The organism is Gottfriedia sp. S16(2024) (assembly GCF_050473765.1).
GTDB lineage: Bacteria > Bacillota > Bacilli > Bacillales > Bacillaceae_G > Gottfriedia.
On record NZ_JBFLUO010000001.1, the window covers coordinates 3153308 to 3167533 of the forward strand.

Here is a 14226-nt window from a genome sequence, read left to right on the forward strand (position 1 = left end):
ACTATATTTCCGAACGAAAAGTTTTACCTAACTTATTTCCGAGACAGAAATAATGACGGAAATTATATATTAGTGGACTCCATTTATCTGGATCAATATGATTTTCTTCAATGATGATTTCATTATGGGCATGTACATGTAAAACTTGTGTTTCAACAATTGCAAATTCAGGTGAATGTTCAGGGATACGAATGTGTTTTACAATTGCCTCGATTTGAATTGGGCATTCCGTTATTCGTGTAGGTTTTACGGTTTGTGACTCTGTAGCAGTTAATTTACTGATATTGTATTTTTCTTTTTCATATGTAAATCCAATATCTTTCTTAGCATCAGGAACGGGATTTTTTCCCGTATAAGGGGCTAAAAATTCAACATTCTCCCATAATATAGGGTTAGGTACATTGATTACACATTCAGGATGTCGCTGTAAATTTTCAATAGCTTTTCCTCCAAGTCCAATTCCTAATATTATGCAATCTCCTAAAGCCCATGAAGAAGACATAGGGCTAATATTGACTGTTCCATCCTCATTCAATGTATTTAGTAAAATCACAGGTGTTCCATAGTATAGAATTTTGGGTCTAATCAACTTTGTATTTGTAAAATGATTCATTTTTTTCCTCCTAATAATTATGTAATTCAAAATTTATTGTAGAATATAAATAGTTCAATTATCATCGAAATATGGATTACATAACGGGAGGAGAATAAAAATGAATGCAAATCCTAATGTAGCAGTGGTTGCTACACTTGTAAGTGAAACTTCACGTGCAGCAATATTAACTGTCCTTTTAGATGGTAGATTTCATCCTGCTAGCGAACTGGCATATATGGCTGGAATAAAGCCACAAACGGCTAGTTTTCATTTAGCAAAATTAGTCGATGCGAAATTAGTTAGCGTAGAAAAACAAGGGAGACATCGTTACTACGGTATTCGAAATCAGGAAGTTGCTCATATATTGGAGACATTATTATCAATAGCCCCTCCAATTGAAATTAGGTCTTTAAAACAAGCTTCAGAAAATACAGCAATTCGTTTTGCAAGAACTTGTTACGATCATCCTGCTGGTAAGTTTGGGGTGCTATTAACTGATTCTTTAATTAACTTGGGCGTTATAAATGAAGAAAGCCAAGGATTTATTGTTACGGAAAAAGGTGAGAGATTCTTTACTGATTTTCAAATTGATCTTGAAAAAATTAAGAAGAAGCGTCGATCATTTTCACATAAATGTTTAGATTGGAGTGAAAGACGTTACCACATTGGTGGAGCATTGGGAAATGCGCTTCTTGAAAGATTTTTAGAATTAAATTGGATTCAACGTATGCCAAAAACAAGAGCCATAAAAATAACTTTTGAAGGAAAGAAGGGTTTTAACGAAATCTTTTCTTTTGATATTTAAATTAACTATTTTTGAAAATCAACCTGAAAAAGCTAGATACACTGATAATATAAACGGATGTCGTAATACAATTACAGAATATTAATACCTGAAGAGAATAAACTTTTCACTGAAGAATAAATATTAACAAATGAAAATATAGGTTCAGTGGAAATGGGGTTTGAGGTATGAAAGAAAGGGCAGAAAAAAGACATAATGTTCCAGTTGGTTCAAAAAGTGTTATTACTTTCGGTTCTGCTTTAGCCATTACAATATCTTGGAGTATTCATAAATCAGTTCTATGGGCAATAATTCACGGTTTTTTTAGTTGGTTTTATGTTATTTATTATCTTTTTACTAAGTAAAGTTTTAACTCGATAGTTTACTAGATCAGAGACGCTTGTTATTAGAATAAATCTCATTTTAGTTTAATAGTTTCAAAAAATTAAAAAATCCTAATGTAAACCCTTTCAAAATTTTTATTTTTCAAAAGGGATTGACAACTTATATCAAATTCATTAAGATGAATAAAAATAAAACGAAAAAGGAGACATGAACATGTTTTTCGCACGCACGAATAATGGGCTACAACATCATCATCCACCCAGGGTTTGAATCTATGGACAAAAATTGACCGTAGATGCAAGCCCTCTTCGTGTTACGAAAAAGGTGCTTGTGTCGTGCCAGAAGGCCATACAGGCATTTAACCTGTATGGCCTTTTTGTTTTTTCTAGAAGGGGGAATGTTCAATTGGATGGGAAATTAAAACAGTCATTAGTCAATTATCGATATAAAAGAAAAATGGAAGATTATGCACTAGAGCGAGGATATATCCCGTTTCATCCTCAGCTATTTGAAGAGTATGATTCATTTTCGAGTCGAAACCCAAGATTAGCTAGAGAAGACTTAGTTGTTGTTTTAACACGTTTACAGCAAATTTTATTGTTAAGACCTGATTTAACAAGTGCATTGATGAAAGAAATTTATCCAATCGCGCTGAAGGAAGAGAAATGTAAAGTATTTTATCAATCAACAATCTATCGAAATAATGGGATAGAACTTGAAGAAATTAATCAATTTGGGATTGAAAGTTTAGGTCGAATTTCTGAAGCATCTGAAATAGAAGTAGTTATAATGGCAATTGATTTATTAAGCAATGTTCCTTTTATATTAGAAATCGGCCATACAGGGTTTATCGAAGGATTATTTAAAGAATGTAATTTAACCGAGTCGCAAAAAAACAAATTGAAAAAGCTAATTTATTTAAAAAACATAGATGAATTAGAACGATTTATTCAGTCAATTAGCTTACCGTTTCAAGCTAGAAATGTTTTTGAACAGTTATTTAGTTTACAAGGTAAAGGAGAAAAACTTCATTCATTACTTAGAAGCTTAGTATTAAATAATGAAATGGCAAATGCTGTTGAAAAGGTAATTAAATTTCAAGAAATTAGTCCAAATATTCTTCTTGATTTATCAATCGTAAATGAATTTGATTATTATGACGGAATTGTTTTTAAAGGGTATTATGATCAGTTAAATAAAGAGGTTTTAAGTGGAGGGCGCTATCTTCTGGTGTCTGAAGATTCGGAAAACAGTATAGATGCAATCGGATTTTCGATTGATACAAATGCTTGGATAACATGTCAAATGAGGGATGTAAAGTGAGTTGGCTAACAGTTGCAGTTGCAAAAGGAAGGCTTGAAGAAGAGGTTATTAAAATATTAAGTCAGTCAGGTTACCGAAAAGTAATTGATTCTAAAACAAGAAAACTAATTTTTGAAGATGAAGTACATAAAATTAAATATTTAGTAGTGAAACCCGTGGATGTCGCTACATATGTTGAACGAGGAGTTTGTGACCTTGGTTTTGTAGGAAAAGACATTCTGCTAGAACAAGAGAAAGATGTATATGAGTTGATGGATTTAGAACTTGGAAAATGCATTTTTGCAGCAGCGGGTTTTCCAGGAACGTTAATTGATCGAGGTGATGAAACGTTAAGAGTTGCGACAAAATATCCAAATATTACTTCGAAGTATTTCCAGTTTAGGCAAAATATTGAACTGATTTATTTAAATGGTTCTGTTGAATTAGCACCTATTGTAGGAATGTCAGACATTATTGTTGATTTAGTAGAAACAGGAAGTACTTTAAAAGCCAATGGATTAGTCATCTTAGAAGAAATGATTCCAATCAGTGCTAGAGTGATTTCAAATCGGGTTAGTTATCGATTTAACTATTTTCGTATTACTGAATTTATTGAAAAAATAAAGAAGGGTAGGAACATATATGCTGGAAATTTTATCGATTAACCAAAAAAGCGAAAAACTTGAAAGTATTATAAACCGAACGAATTTACCTACTGTTGAGATCACAAAAAGCGTAGAAAAAATTTTATTAAATGTGAAAGAAAATGGAGATGAAGCAATTCGCAGGTATTCTTTAATTTATGATGAGGTCAAACTAAAAAGCTTTGAAGTAAGTGAAGATGAGTTTAATGAAGCTCTAGAACAGACTGATAAAAGTTTAGTAAATGCATTGATTGAAGCTAAGAAAAATATAGAGGCATATCATGAAAAGCAACTGCAAGATGGTTATAAAATAAATGATAAAAATTCATATGTTCAACAATTAATTAATCCGATTGAAAGAGTTGGTGTGTATATCCCAGGTGGAAAAGCAGCATACCCATCAACAGTTTTAATGAATGTGATTCCTGCAAAAATAGCAGGCGTGAATGAAATTGTCATTGTAACACCACCAAATAAAGAAGGGAAAATTAAGCCCTCAATTTTAGTAGCTGCGAAATTAGCTGGTGTTACAAAAGTATTAAAAATTGGTGGAGCGCAAGCAATTGGGGCACTGGCTTATGGTACTGAATCAATTGAAAAAGTAGATAAAATAGTTGGCCCTGGCAATATTTACGTGGCGCTTGCTAAGAAAAGTGTTTCAGGAATAGTTGGAATTGATATGGTTGCAGGCCCAACTGAGGTTGTCATATTAGCAGATGAAACAGCCAATCCAAGATTTATTGCTGCTGACTTGATGGCACAGGCAGAGCATGATGAAATGGCATCAAGTATTGTTATTACAAATTCAGAAGAGTTTGCACAAAAAATACAGCAAGAAATACCAAACTTATTAGAAGAACAACCAAGAAAAGAAATTATTAAAAGCTCTTTCGAAAATTATGGAGCCATTATCGTCGTTAAAACGATCGAGGAAGGAATAGAGCTTGTTAATAAGCTAGCACCTGAACATCTTGAGTTAATGATAAAAAATCCAGAGTCGATCGTTCATAAAGTTAAAAATGCTGGTGCTATTTTTTTAGGAGACTATACGCCAGAGCCTGTGGGTGATTACTTTGCCGGAACAAATCATACATTACCGACTAGTGGAACTGCAAGATTTACCTCACCCTTAAATGTAAATGATTTTCAAAAGAAAACATCTGTTGTTTATTACAATAAGGCTGCCTTAAGTGAAGCTAGAAAACATATTGAAGTAATCGCAGAAGAAGAAGGACTATTTGGTCACGGTAAAGCAATTAGTATTCGATTTGAGGAGGATTCCAAGTGAGAACTGCAATGATAACAAGACAAACAAATGAAACAAATATTCGTTTGAAATTAAATTTAGATGGCGATGGAGAAAGTACGATTCAAACTGGCATTGGTTTTTTAGATCATATGTTAACGTTATTTTCATTCCATAGCGGAGTAAACTTAGAAGTATTTTGTGAAGGTGATCTTGAAGTAGATGATCATCACACTACAGAAGATGTTGGTATCGCGTTAGGAAAAGCGCTATTAATAGCGTTAGACGAAAAAATTGGCATTAATCGTTACGGTTCTTTCTATATTCCAATGGATGAAACGTTAGCAAGAGTTGTCGTCGATTTTAGTGGGAGGCCATATCTTGTTTATAATGATCGAACGGTAAGAGAACGAATAGGGAATATTGATACACAAAATTTCAAAGAATTTTTTAAATCATTAAGCTCTGAAGCTAGAATGAATTGTCATATGGAAGTTTTATATGGGGAAAATGATCATCACAAAATTGAAGCTTTATTTAAAGCATTTGGCAGAGCAGTAAAACAAGCAGTTGAAGTAACTTCGACTAAGTTACCTTCCACGAAAGGAATGTTATAAGTGAATATTATTATTGATTATGGTGTAGGTAATTTAGATTCATTAAAAAGAGCATATGAAGAAATTGATTTTCCTGTAGTCATTACGAATGAAATTGAGGTGATTGAGCAAGCTTCTTCTATTATTCTACCTGGAGTTGGGGCATATGAAGCAGCGATGAACGAATTAAATCGACTTAATTTAGTAGATTGTATAAAGTCTAAGGCAAAAAGCGGTACACCGATTTTAGGAATTTGCCTAGGAATGCAATTACTATATGAATTTAGTGAAGAGAACTTCGGGGCAAAGGGGCTTGGGTTAATTAAAGGTAAGGTAAAACGTATACCTGACATTGTAAAAGTGCCACATATGGGCTGGAACAAATTGAATTTTACTAAACAGGAATCATTATTAAAATATATAAATGAAGGTGAGTATGTCTATTTTGTACACTCATTTTATATTAGTTCAACAAATGATGAACTTTTAGCTTATTCCGAATATGGAGTTAAGATCCCAGCAATAATTAAATCCGATAATATTTACGGAATGCAATTTCATCCTGAAAAAAGTGCAGAAACAGGTCTAAATTTATTAAAAGCATTTAAGGAGATGTGTTTATATGATTCTATATCCAGCAATTGATTTAAAGGACGGTAATTGTGTTCGCCTTGAGCAAGGAGATTTTGATAAGAAAGTAATTTATAAGAGTTCACCACTTGAAGTTGCGTTAGATTTTGAAAAAGCAGGTGCAAAAGTATTACATATTGTTGATTTGGATGGAGCAAGAACTGGAGAACGGAAAAATGCTTCTATTATAAAAGAAATCGTTCAAAAAACGAATTTAAACATTCAGTTAGGTGGAGGAATAAGAACACTTGATTCGATTTCATTCTGGTTAGAATTAGGTGTTGAAAAAGTTATTATAGGTACAGCGGCAATTAATAATAGACAACTTTTAGAACAAGCTGTTTTAAAATACGGTGATCGAGTCATTGTAGGAGTAGATGCAAAAAACAGTCTTGTAGCCATAAATGGATGGGAAGAGTCGACAAATCAAGATAGCTTTGAATTTTGTAAACAGCTAGAGCAACTCGGAGTGAAAACAGTTGTATACACTGATATTTCTAAGGACGGCATGTTAAGTGGACCTAATCTAGAAGCATATAAAAGATTATCCGACGAAACAAATTTAAATATTATCGCTTCAGGTGGAGTGAGCTCGATCAATGACCTGATGTCACTTCGAAAGTTAAAGATTTATGGTGCGATTTCTGGTAAAGCATTATATGAAGGAAAATTTACAGTTGAGGAGGCACTTAAATGCTTGCAAGAAGAATTATACCGTGCTTAGATGTTCGTAATGGACGAGTCGTGAAAGGAAAACAGTTTTCAAGTATTCAAGATGTTGACTCACCTATAAAACTAGGAAAATATTATAGTGAGAATGGTGCTGACGAGCTAGTATTTTATGATATTACGGCTTCAAATGAAGAAAGAGATATATCATTGAAATTTGTTTCAGAAGTAGCGAAGGAATTGCGTATTCCTTTCAGTGTTGGTGGTGGAGTGCGTTCGATTGATGATTTTACAAAACTATTAAGAAATGGTGCCGATAAAGTATCGATCAATTCTGCCGCAATTTTAAATCCGAATTTAATTAAAGAAGCATCTGAACGTTTTGGATCGCAATGTGTTGTGCTTTCAATTGATGCAAAGTTAAATAAAGATGGCAATTATAAAGTGTTTATAAATGGTGGTCGGAAAGAGACTGAATGGGATGCGATTGAATGGGCTAAAAAAGGTGTGGAACTTGGAGCGGGTGAAATTGTCTTAAATAGTATTGATGAAGATGGCATGAAAAGAGGATTTGATATCAGGTTGCTGCAAAAAATTACAAGTGCAGTTAATGTACCTGTTATCGCATCTGGTGGGGCTGGCAAAGTAGAACACTTTTATGATGCGATTGAATATGCAAACGTTGATGGGGTTTTAGCTGCTTCAGTATTCCATTTTGGAGAAATCAAAATTAGTGAATTAAAAGACTATTTAAATGAAAAAAATATTCCAGTTCGACTATAGGAGGAGAAAACATGTTTTTTGATATTGAAAAAATTCGCTTTAATGAACAAGGTTTAGTACCAGCAATTGTGCAAGATATTGATACGAAAGAAGTATTAATGTTGGCATATATGAATAATGAATCAATTAAACTCACAATCGATTCTGGATTTGCGACATTTTATAGTAGAAGTCGCCAATCAATTTGGAAAAAAGGAGAAACATCTGGGAATCTTCAATATGTCAAATTGATTTCTTATGATTGTGACCAAGATTCAGTTTTACTCCAGGTTGAACAAGTAGGTGTAGCTTGCCACACAGGAAGTTACAGTTGTTTTTCCGAAAAATTAACTTTAAAACAAGAAAAGAATATTGTTCAGAATGAATCATTAAGTTATCTACCGAATCTCTATGAAACGATACTAGATCGAAAAAAGAATCCGATTGAAGGATCTTATACTACATATTTATTTAATCAGGGGATAGATAAGATATTGAAAAAAGTAGGGGAAGAGACAAGTGAAGTAATTATTGGAGCTAAAAATGAAGGAACTGAAGAATTAATTTATGAAATTAGTGATCTTGTCTATCACACAATTGTCTTAATGGTGGAAAAAGGAATAAAACTTGAAGAGATAAACAATTGCTTAATAAATAGGAAGGAGAAAGTAAAATCTTGAAAATTGATGGGCACACTCATACACAATATTGTCCGCATGGAAGTGGTGATGACGTACAATTAATGATCGAAAAAGCGATTGAACTTGGGTTTGATGAATACCATATTACTGAGCACACACCAGTACCATCATCATTTCAAAACTGCTTAAAGCCAAATGAAGCAGTTGCATCACTTACGATGTCTGAAAATGAGGTAGACGAATATATTAACGAAATGTATAAAGTAAGAGATCAGTATAAGGATCGAATTCGTATAAAAATTGGCTTTGAATACGATTATTTACCGAGTGAATCAGTATGGTTTAAAGACTTTTTAAAAGAATACGGTAAATATTGTGACACAGGACTTTTGTCAGTTCATTACTTAGAAGGAATAAATGGCTGGCATTGTATAGATTATAAAGCTGAAGATACTCTTTCTGGTTTAGTAAATTACTATGGTAGTGCTGAAGCGTTTCAACTTGCTTATTACGATGTAGTAAAACAATCAATCATTGATGATTTTGGTCCATTTAAACCAAAACGAATAGGACATATGACTTTATGTAATAAATTTAAGCAATTTTTGAAATGTGAGGATACGGAAAAAATACTAAATAAACAAATTGAAATATTAAAGCTAGTAAAAGAAAAAAATTATATTTTAGACTATAATACTGCAGGATTATTTAAAGAGTATTGTGGTGAAACCTATCCACCAAACCATGTCGTTGAAATTGCGAAGTCCTTAAATATAGAGTTAATGTATGGATCAGATTCTCATAGTGTAAAAGATGTTGGAAGAGGATATGATGTTTATTTTTCATATAGTAAAAAATCTTGCTGACGATTAAGTGATATTAAAAAGAGAAAACTGATTTGATAGGTCATCATGAGTAAGTAATTTACACCAACTTGCTATTTAACTTACTCATGAAGCTCTTATGAGTAACCAATTTTAATTACTTTATGTTTTTACTAGTAGGGGAAGAAATGCAACAAATATAAAGAACACCTAACTGCTTGGTGACTAGTTATCGAGATGCCTAAAGTTAAAAAACAAAATTAACTCAAATTAAGTTACTAATAGATATCAATTTAAGAGTTGTAATCGGTGTTCCCAGATCAAAATTATTACTGCTCAATTTGCTTATGATTGGCCTACTACTGGAGAAAAACAAAAGGTGTCGCATATTCAATTCGAAAAAGCAATTAAAATGTATAAGAAATATCAAGAGTGAAATTTACTTAGATTGGGAAATTTTTTCGCCAGCATTTAATATACTGATAAAAATGGAATATTGCATGAGGTATGGTTTGAAGATTCTAAAAGTTTACTAGCAATAATTTACCTTTTAAAAGAATATGCTTTAAGTCAACAGCCATTTATTTTGTCTATTTACGTAAACATAGTTTACTAAAATACATAATTCATCGATTTTTAGATCGGAGTCTCGATTCTAGGGTTAATAAATGGTAGATCCTATCCCTAAGATTGTGACTAAAAAGCGTCGACTAGCGGTAGAATCTACTGTACCACTTTATTGCCATTATTATCGTTCTTGTGCCTGCAATCTATTCTAGGTAGTTAATTTAGTTAGAGTATCTTTTATATCTATAGGTAAAGGTTGATTTAATAATATATTTATAATATTATTATCAGCCCCATTTTCTTTTAAAAAATTATACAATAAGTTCGCTTTTTCTTCACGATTCATTAATTTATAAGCAACATACCAAGATTCTGCGCTACCAATGGCTATTCCTCTCCACTCAGAAGTAATAACCGAAGGAATATTACAGATACCTAAAGAAGAATGAATAGAGAAATTTCCTATGATTTCTATCTCTTGATTATTTTCTATGAAGGTCAATTTATAATCACTAGCAAAAGGAAATTTCCCTGAAGTTATTTCCTCTATTTTAAATAAAGATAAAGCTCCTATTATATCCTTTTTAAACTCATCAGTAGTAATATCCCAATCATTTACGTAGTTCACTAACCCTAAAGCATATAACAGTCCGCTTCCACCTAAAGCATATTTGATATTTTTTCTTTTTAATTGGTTGGTAATCGTCATTAGATTATTAATTTTTTGTTCCATCTATGCTGCAGTCCCTTCATTTACATAGCTTATGGTTAGTATTATACCTTATGTAGACTGTTTATGTTAAATATAGAAACTTTATAAACTGATAGGACAAAACTGTCAAACCACAAAACCAAAAAGATTTTAATATATGGATTTTTGATTTTTTAGACAAACCTAAATTAAGACTACCAACCTAGAATTCATAAATTAGATTTTCTAAGTCTGTGAATGACAACTCCATAATAGTAGATAATTTTAGTTTCTAAAGATAAGTTAATGTCTTAAAAGCTTGGCACGGAGGAAAATAAATTAACAGTGATTTATAGTCTGATATGCGTGGGTTTTGTTACCAAATTTCATTTAATCCGTTACGGAACTATTAACAGAGCCCTGTGTTTTAAAAGTATCTTTTGCGAATTTATAAAAGGTTGATCCCAAAGTTCAATTGTTATAAATAAGTTAAAAAATAAAAGGTAAATATAGCCATTTGTTGAATAAATAAACAATGGTGACCTCAAGTTGAGTCAATTGTTAAAATTTAGTTCAAATATAGTTGAATTTAGTCCTACTTTTTTAATGACAGTTTAATGGTTATGAGGAGACTTTACAGAAGTAATTTCTAAAAATTATTAGAGTTAAAAAAAGGAGGGAATTTTTTTGAATCGAACAGAAATGTTTTTAAACGTATTAGACAAAACATATGATAAGGAAAGTTGGTTTGCGCCACTAAAAGATGCAATTGAAGGAATTACAGTTGAACAAGCTGGTTGGAGACCATCGGGGGAAGCAACCAAATCAATTTGGGAAAACGTTAATCATCTTCTTTATTACAAAGAGAGGCTTGTAGCAAATCTAGAAGGTAGAGAGTGGACACAAAATCTAGACGGTGACCAAACCTTTTTTCTTACTGAACAATCGAATGAAGAAAACGGATGGAAGAAAGTAGTTGAACGCTTGGAAAAGTCCTCTGTTACTTTAAGACAGCTAGTGAGTAATATGACAGATGAGGAACTGCTGAGAGATTCTTTTGAAGTTAAACTAATGGATCTATTACTACATGACGCTTACCATACCGGACAAATTATTCAAAATAGAAAAATGCAAGGATCGTGGCCATCACATCGTTGATATAATCTACCTGAGGCAGCTCAAAGCTGTCTTTTTTTGTTTAAAAACACACGGAGGTACTTAATCGATTATCTTGTTATTTCAATAGAGGATTTACCGAATGAAAAGGTTAATTCATATATTGACCGAGATTTATTTCATGAAAAAGAAGTCGGCAATTAAGTTGAATAAAACTATATTTAATAGGAGAAATGATCATGTTTAGTTATAAAATTGAAGAAAACTTGCAATTAAAGCTATTAACTCTACAAGATGCAGAAGAGTTATACAAATTAACAATCAATTCAATGGAACATTTAAAAGAGTGGTTACCATTAATAGCATATAATAAAAAACTTGAGGATACAGAGAATTTTATTAAATCGACGATGAAACAATTTGCTGAAAACAATGGATTTCAAGCTGGTATTTGGTCAAATGAAAAACTTGTTGGCGTAATCGGATTTCATAAAATTGATTGGTCAAATAGGTCGACAAGTATTGGTTATTGGTTAGGAAAAGGGTTTGAAGGATCAGGCATAATGACAAAAGCATGTCATGCATTTGTTAATCATGCATTAACAGCTCTATTGCTAAATCGGGTCGAGATTCGTGCAGCTGTTGAAAATACAAAAAGCCGTGCTATACCTGAGAAGTTAGGATTCGTTCAAGAAGGTCGGATCAGGAATGCTGAATGGTTGTATGATCATTATGTAGATCACATCGTTTATGGTATGTTAGCGGAAGATTGGGTTTCTTTAAAGAAATAATGTTAATTTCATATCAATGAACTTTTTTTCTTGCATGAAAAGTATTAATACTTCAAATACTTCATTTGAAAGGATTTACTAATTATTTGGTAAAAATATTAATAACTACTTTGTTAAATGAAGAGAAAGTAGAGTTAGTGGGCGGTCATTAAGATAATGACTTGTCTAGCGTGATGCTATAAACTGCATGTAAGAAAAGGAGAATATCAATGCATTGGTATGAAAAACTAAATCAGTATTTTCCAGTTGAAGAAATGAAATCAAGGGAACATATGGAAACATTATTGAAAGAGCGGCCAGATATTTACCATAAAGATGAAGGTCCACATCATGTTTTAATGTATGCGGAACTTGATGATTTTGTATTTATCGATTACTTGTTCGTTTCAAAAGATGCCCGTGGGCAGGGGTTAGGGTATAAACTACTTGATAAGCTAAAGAAAAAAGGTAAACCGATTATTTTAGAGGTTGAACCAGTTAATTATGAAGATACAGATACTGAAAAACGGCTTCGATTTTATAAAAGAGAAGGTTTTGAGCATGCTCAGTCGATTGGATATAGCAGACGCTCACTAGCAACTCAAGAAATAAACCCTATGGAGATTTTGTACTGGTCTCCAAATAATGAGGGTGAAGAAATGATTTTTAAAGCGATGAAAAAAACATATAATATGATCCATACATATAAGGATACACATTTTTACGGTGAATCTTATCAGCCAGTAGAGGAAGTTTTAACCTTTGGTGAAAATAATAGCAATCAAAATCTTTTAGAAGACATATAAAAATGCGAAATCAAAAACGACTGATTACCTCAGTCGTTTTTTCTAACTACACACCCATACGTTTGCGTTGATTGTTCGGCTTTTTAGAAATTTGATTCTTTTTCGTCATATCTTTAACAGCATTTACTCCATTATTTTGATTAGAATTTTGCTGTTTTTTGCTAGCCAACTTTTGTTTCATAAGTTCCTGAAGACTAACTTTTTTTGGTTCATTGTTATTTTCGCTCATAAATTTAATTTCCTCCAATTTTATCATACTTTTATAATGACTTGTTGAAGGAAAATTAGCAAGTACATTTAAAAGAATTAAAAGTTCTATTAACTTTCTTTTTCTGTATTTTTCTTATGAAACTCTTCCATTTTTTTACTCTTCGAATATGCAGATTCCTCTGAATGTCCAAATTGATCTACAGAACTTTTCTGTGGACCTTTGTTTGTATGTCCTTTTGCCATGTTTAACCCTCCTTTTTTATTAGTATGTGCTTAAATTCCTTGAATAATCTCTTATTTAAAATGGGAATCTATTCATGATTAATGTTATGAGGAGGAAGAAGTATGACTAGTAAAAATGGCAGTAAAGGAAGCAAAAACCAAAATGCACCAGAACTTCATGGACAAGCACCATCTAGTGGTGACAACACAAAAGGGAACGTCTATCGCTCTAAAAAAGGCAGTAAATCACAAACGGAATTACACTAATATAACCAAATAAAAAAGAGCTTGGATTTCCCAAGCTCTAATTTATTCTAATTATTCTCAGTCTTGAACATCAAAACCTTCTTCATCTAAATATTCACAAGCTTCACCGTAGCTATTGAATGTACCATCAAGATTTTCTCCTGCGTAAACATTCCACATGTCCATTTCTGAAACAAGTTTAAGAATTTGTCCGTTAGCATTAACCCAGATTTCTTCTACTTCTTCATCTTCTTCTTCAAAAATCGGTTCGATTGATAGGCTTTCGATTGACTTAGTTAAGATTGTGCGAAGTTCGTCTTCAGTAAATTCTCTTATATTTACCATACCTTTTTCGTTTGTTTTGTATCCCTTAATACCTTCAGCGTATACAAAGCCGTTCCCATTAGGGTGTAAATGATAAACAACATTCATTTTTTCTTTTAAACTTTCTTCATATTGAAAATTTGTACGCCCAAGTGAGACTGGCTTTTTAGTTAATTCTGGAAATGATTCAATGATTGTTAGTTTTTCTTCGTAAGTTAGCATAATGCCTCCAAATA

At 32.2% G+C, this 14226-nt stretch carries 20 protein-coding genes; 15 read left to right on the top strand and 5 right to left on the bottom strand.

Annotation, left to right across the window (positions count from 1 at the left end; translation table 11 throughout):
- Window position 1 precedes the first annotated feature (1 nt).
- On the bottom strand, window positions 2–613 hold the full coding sequence (locus AB1282_RS14750; RefSeq protein ID WP_056470620.1) for a flavin reductase family protein: 612 nt from the start codon (window positions 611–613) through the stop codon (window positions 2–4).
- Window positions 614–713: 100 nt separating this feature from the next.
- On the opposite strand from AB1282_RS14750, the gene AB1282_RS14755 reads away from it, so the two are divergent.
- The 11 genes from AB1282_RS14755 to hisJ all read left to right on the top strand — a co-directional run bounded on the left by AB1282_RS14755 (window position 714) and on the right by hisJ (window position 9080).
- On the top strand, window positions 714–1400 hold the full coding sequence (locus tag AB1282_RS14755) for an ArsR/SmtB family transcription factor (protein WP_056470619.1): 687 nt from the start codon (window positions 714–716) through the stop codon (window positions 1398–1400).
- Between the two features lie 167 nt (window positions 1401–1567).
- Window positions 1568–1744: a hypothetical protein gene (locus AB1282_RS14760; RefSeq protein ID WP_156339663.1), complete on the top strand. Its 177-nt coding sequence runs from the start codon at window positions 1568–1570 to the stop codon at window positions 1742–1744.
- A gap of 385 nt (window positions 1745–2129) precedes the next feature.
- The gene (locus tag AB1282_RS14765) at window positions 2130–3047 is read left to right on the top strand and encodes an ATP phosphoribosyltransferase regulatory subunit (RefSeq protein WP_056470605.1); all 918 of its coding nucleotides are present in this window, start codon (window positions 2130–2132) and stop codon (window positions 3045–3047) included.
- Window positions 3044–3691 (top strand): ATP phosphoribosyltransferase, encoded by a 648-nt coding sequence (gene hisG / locus AB1282_RS14770; protein ID WP_056470602.1) that lies wholly within the window; start codon window positions 3044–3046, stop codon window positions 3689–3691. The genes AB1282_RS14765 and hisG overlap by 4 nt, the downstream gene beginning before the upstream one ends.
- The gene (hisD, locus tag AB1282_RS14775) at window positions 3672–4958 is read left to right on the top strand and encodes a histidinol dehydrogenase (protein WP_216600074.1); all 1287 of its coding nucleotides are present in this window, start codon (window positions 3672–3674) and stop codon (window positions 4956–4958) included. Before hisG ends, hisD begins: the two co-directional genes overlap by 20 nt.
- The gene (gene hisB / locus AB1282_RS14780) at window positions 4955–5533 is read left to right on the top strand and encodes an imidazoleglycerol-phosphate dehydratase HisB (RefSeq protein ID WP_429899392.1); all 579 of its coding nucleotides are present in this window, start codon (window positions 4955–4957) and stop codon (window positions 5531–5533) included. The genes hisD and hisB overlap by 4 nt, the downstream gene beginning before the upstream one ends.
- Window positions 5534–6157, top strand: coding sequence for an imidazole glycerol phosphate synthase subunit HisH (gene hisH, locus AB1282_RS14785; RefSeq protein ID WP_429899393.1), 624 nt, complete (start codon window positions 5534–5536; stop codon window positions 6155–6157). It begins immediately after the preceding gene.
- Entirely contained in the window at window positions 6135–6866 is a 732-nt protein-coding gene (gene hisA, locus AB1282_RS14790) for a 1-(5-phosphoribosyl)-5-[(5-phosphoribosylamino)methylideneamino]imidazole-4-carboxamide isomerase (protein ID WP_056470593.1), read from the top strand. The genes hisH and hisA overlap by 23 nt, the downstream gene beginning before the upstream one ends.
- A complete protein-coding gene (gene hisF, locus AB1282_RS14795) occupies window positions 6836–7594 on the top strand; it encodes an imidazole glycerol phosphate synthase subunit HisF (protein WP_429899394.1) in 759 nt (252 codons plus the stop codon). Before hisA ends, hisF begins: the two co-directional genes overlap by 31 nt.
- 11 nt (window positions 7595–7605) lie before the next feature.
- Entirely contained in the window at window positions 7606–8253 is a 648-nt protein-coding gene (gene hisIE / locus AB1282_RS14800) for a bifunctional phosphoribosyl-AMP cyclohydrolase/phosphoribosyl-ATP diphosphatase HisIE (RefSeq protein WP_429899395.1), read from the top strand.
- Window positions 8250–9080 (top strand): histidinol-phosphatase HisJ, encoded by an 831-nt coding sequence (gene hisJ / locus AB1282_RS14805; protein WP_429899396.1) that lies wholly within the window; start codon window positions 8250–8252, stop codon window positions 9078–9080. The genes hisIE and hisJ overlap by 4 nt, the downstream gene beginning before the upstream one ends.
- Window positions 9081–9813: 733 nt before the next feature.
- Here hisJ and AB1282_RS14810 read toward each other — a convergent pair.
- A complete protein-coding gene (locus AB1282_RS14810) occupies window positions 9814–10338 on the bottom strand; it encodes a hypothetical protein (protein ID WP_429899397.1) in 525 nt (174 codons plus the stop codon).
- Window positions 10339–10998: 660 nt separating this feature from the next.
- Between AB1282_RS14810 and AB1282_RS14815 the strand changes: the two genes are divergently transcribed.
- The 3 genes from AB1282_RS14815 to AB1282_RS14825 all read left to right on the top strand — a co-directional run bounded on the left by AB1282_RS14815 (window position 10999) and on the right by AB1282_RS14825 (window position 12988).
- Entirely contained in the window at window positions 10999–11454 is a 456-nt protein-coding gene (locus AB1282_RS14815; RefSeq protein WP_429901148.1) for a DinB family protein, read from the top strand.
- A 197-nt stretch (window positions 11455–11651) separates the two neighbouring features.
- Window positions 11652–12203 carry a GNAT family N-acetyltransferase gene (locus tag AB1282_RS14820; RefSeq protein WP_429899398.1) on the top strand — a complete coding sequence of 184 codons (552 nt, stop codon included), beginning with the start codon at window positions 11652–11654 and terminating at the stop codon, window positions 12201–12203.
- A gap of 209 nt (window positions 12204–12412) precedes the next feature.
- The gene (locus AB1282_RS14825; protein WP_056470573.1) at window positions 12413–12988 is read left to right on the top strand and encodes a GNAT family N-acetyltransferase; all 576 of its coding nucleotides are present in this window, start codon (window positions 12413–12415) and stop codon (window positions 12986–12988) included.
- 46 nt (window positions 12989–13034) lie between these two features.
- On the opposite strand, the gene AB1282_RS14830 is transcribed toward AB1282_RS14825, so the two are convergent.
- Both AB1282_RS14830 and AB1282_RS14835 read right to left on the bottom strand, forming a co-directional pair.
- On the bottom strand, window positions 13035–13217 hold the full coding sequence (locus AB1282_RS14830) for a hypothetical protein (RefSeq protein ID WP_056470570.1): 183 nt from the start codon (window positions 13215–13217) through the stop codon (window positions 13035–13037).
- An 89-nt stretch (window positions 13218–13306) separates the two neighbouring features.
- On the bottom strand, window positions 13307–13441 hold the full coding sequence (locus AB1282_RS14835) for a hypothetical protein (protein WP_255294764.1): 135 nt from the start codon (window positions 13439–13441) through the stop codon (window positions 13307–13309).
- Between the two features lie 102 nt (window positions 13442–13543).
- Here AB1282_RS14835 and AB1282_RS14840 point away from each other — a divergent pair, with 102 nt between their 5' ends.
- Window positions 13544–13687 carry an imidazoleglycerol-phosphate dehydratase gene (locus AB1282_RS14840; protein ID WP_156339662.1) on the top strand — a complete coding sequence of 48 codons (144 nt, stop codon included), beginning with the start codon at window positions 13544–13546 and terminating at the stop codon, window positions 13685–13687.
- A gap of 57 nt (window positions 13688–13744) precedes the next feature.
- Here AB1282_RS14840 and AB1282_RS14845 read toward each other — a convergent pair whose 3' ends face one another.
- Window positions 13745–14212, bottom strand: coding sequence for a hypothetical protein (locus AB1282_RS14845; RefSeq protein ID WP_056470567.1), 468 nt, complete (start codon window positions 14210–14212; stop codon window positions 13745–13747).
- Between the last annotated feature and the right edge of the window lie 14 nt (window positions 14213–14226).

Coding starts and splice junctions, on each gene's coding strand:
- AB1282_RS14750 (WP_056470620.1), bottom strand. CDS start 613: ATGAATCATTTTACAAATACAAAGTTGATTAGACCCAAAATTCTATAC.
- AB1282_RS14755 (WP_056470619.1), top strand. CDS start 714: ATGAATGCAAATCCTAATGTAGCAGTGGTTGCTACACTTGTAAGTGAA.
- AB1282_RS14760 (WP_156339663.1), top strand. CDS start 1,568: ATGAAAGAAAGGGCAGAAAAAAGACATAATGTTCCAGTTGGTTCAAAA.
- hisA (WP_056470593.1), top strand. CDS start 6,135: ATGATTCTATATCCAGCAATTGATTTAAAGGACGGTAATTGTGTTCGC.
- hisF (WP_429899394.1), top strand. CDS start 6,836: ATGCTTGCAAGAAGAATTATACCGTGCTTAGATGTTCGTAATGGACGA.
- hisIE (WP_429899395.1), top strand. CDS start 7,606: ATGTTTTTTGATATTGAAAAAATTCGCTTTAATGAACAAGGTTTAGTA.
- AB1282_RS14810 (WP_429899397.1), bottom strand. CDS start 10,338: ATGGAACAAAAAATTAATAATCTAATGACGATTACCAACCAATTAAAA.
- AB1282_RS14815 (WP_429901148.1), top strand. CDS start 10,999: ATGTTTTTAAACGTATTAGACAAAACATATGATAAGGAAAGTTGGTTT.
- AB1282_RS14820 (WP_429899398.1), top strand. CDS start 11,652: ATGTTTAGTTATAAAATTGAAGAAAACTTGCAATTAAAGCTATTAACT.
- AB1282_RS14825 (WP_056470573.1), top strand. CDS start 12,413: ATGCATTGGTATGAAAAACTAAATCAGTATTTTCCAGTTGAAGAAATG.
- AB1282_RS14830 (WP_056470570.1), bottom strand. CDS start 13,217: ATGAGCGAAAATAACAATGAACCAAAAAAAGTTAGTCTTCAGGAACTT.
- AB1282_RS14835 (WP_255294764.1), bottom strand. CDS start 13,441: ATGGCAAAAGGACATACAAACAAAGGTCCACAGAAAAGTTCTGTAGAT.
- AB1282_RS14840 (WP_156339662.1), top strand. CDS start 13,544: ATGACTAGTAAAAATGGCAGTAAAGGAAGCAAAAACCAAAATGCACCA.
- AB1282_RS14845 (WP_056470567.1), bottom strand. CDS start 14,212: ATGCTAACTTACGAAGAAAAACTAACAATCATTGAATCATTTCCAGAA.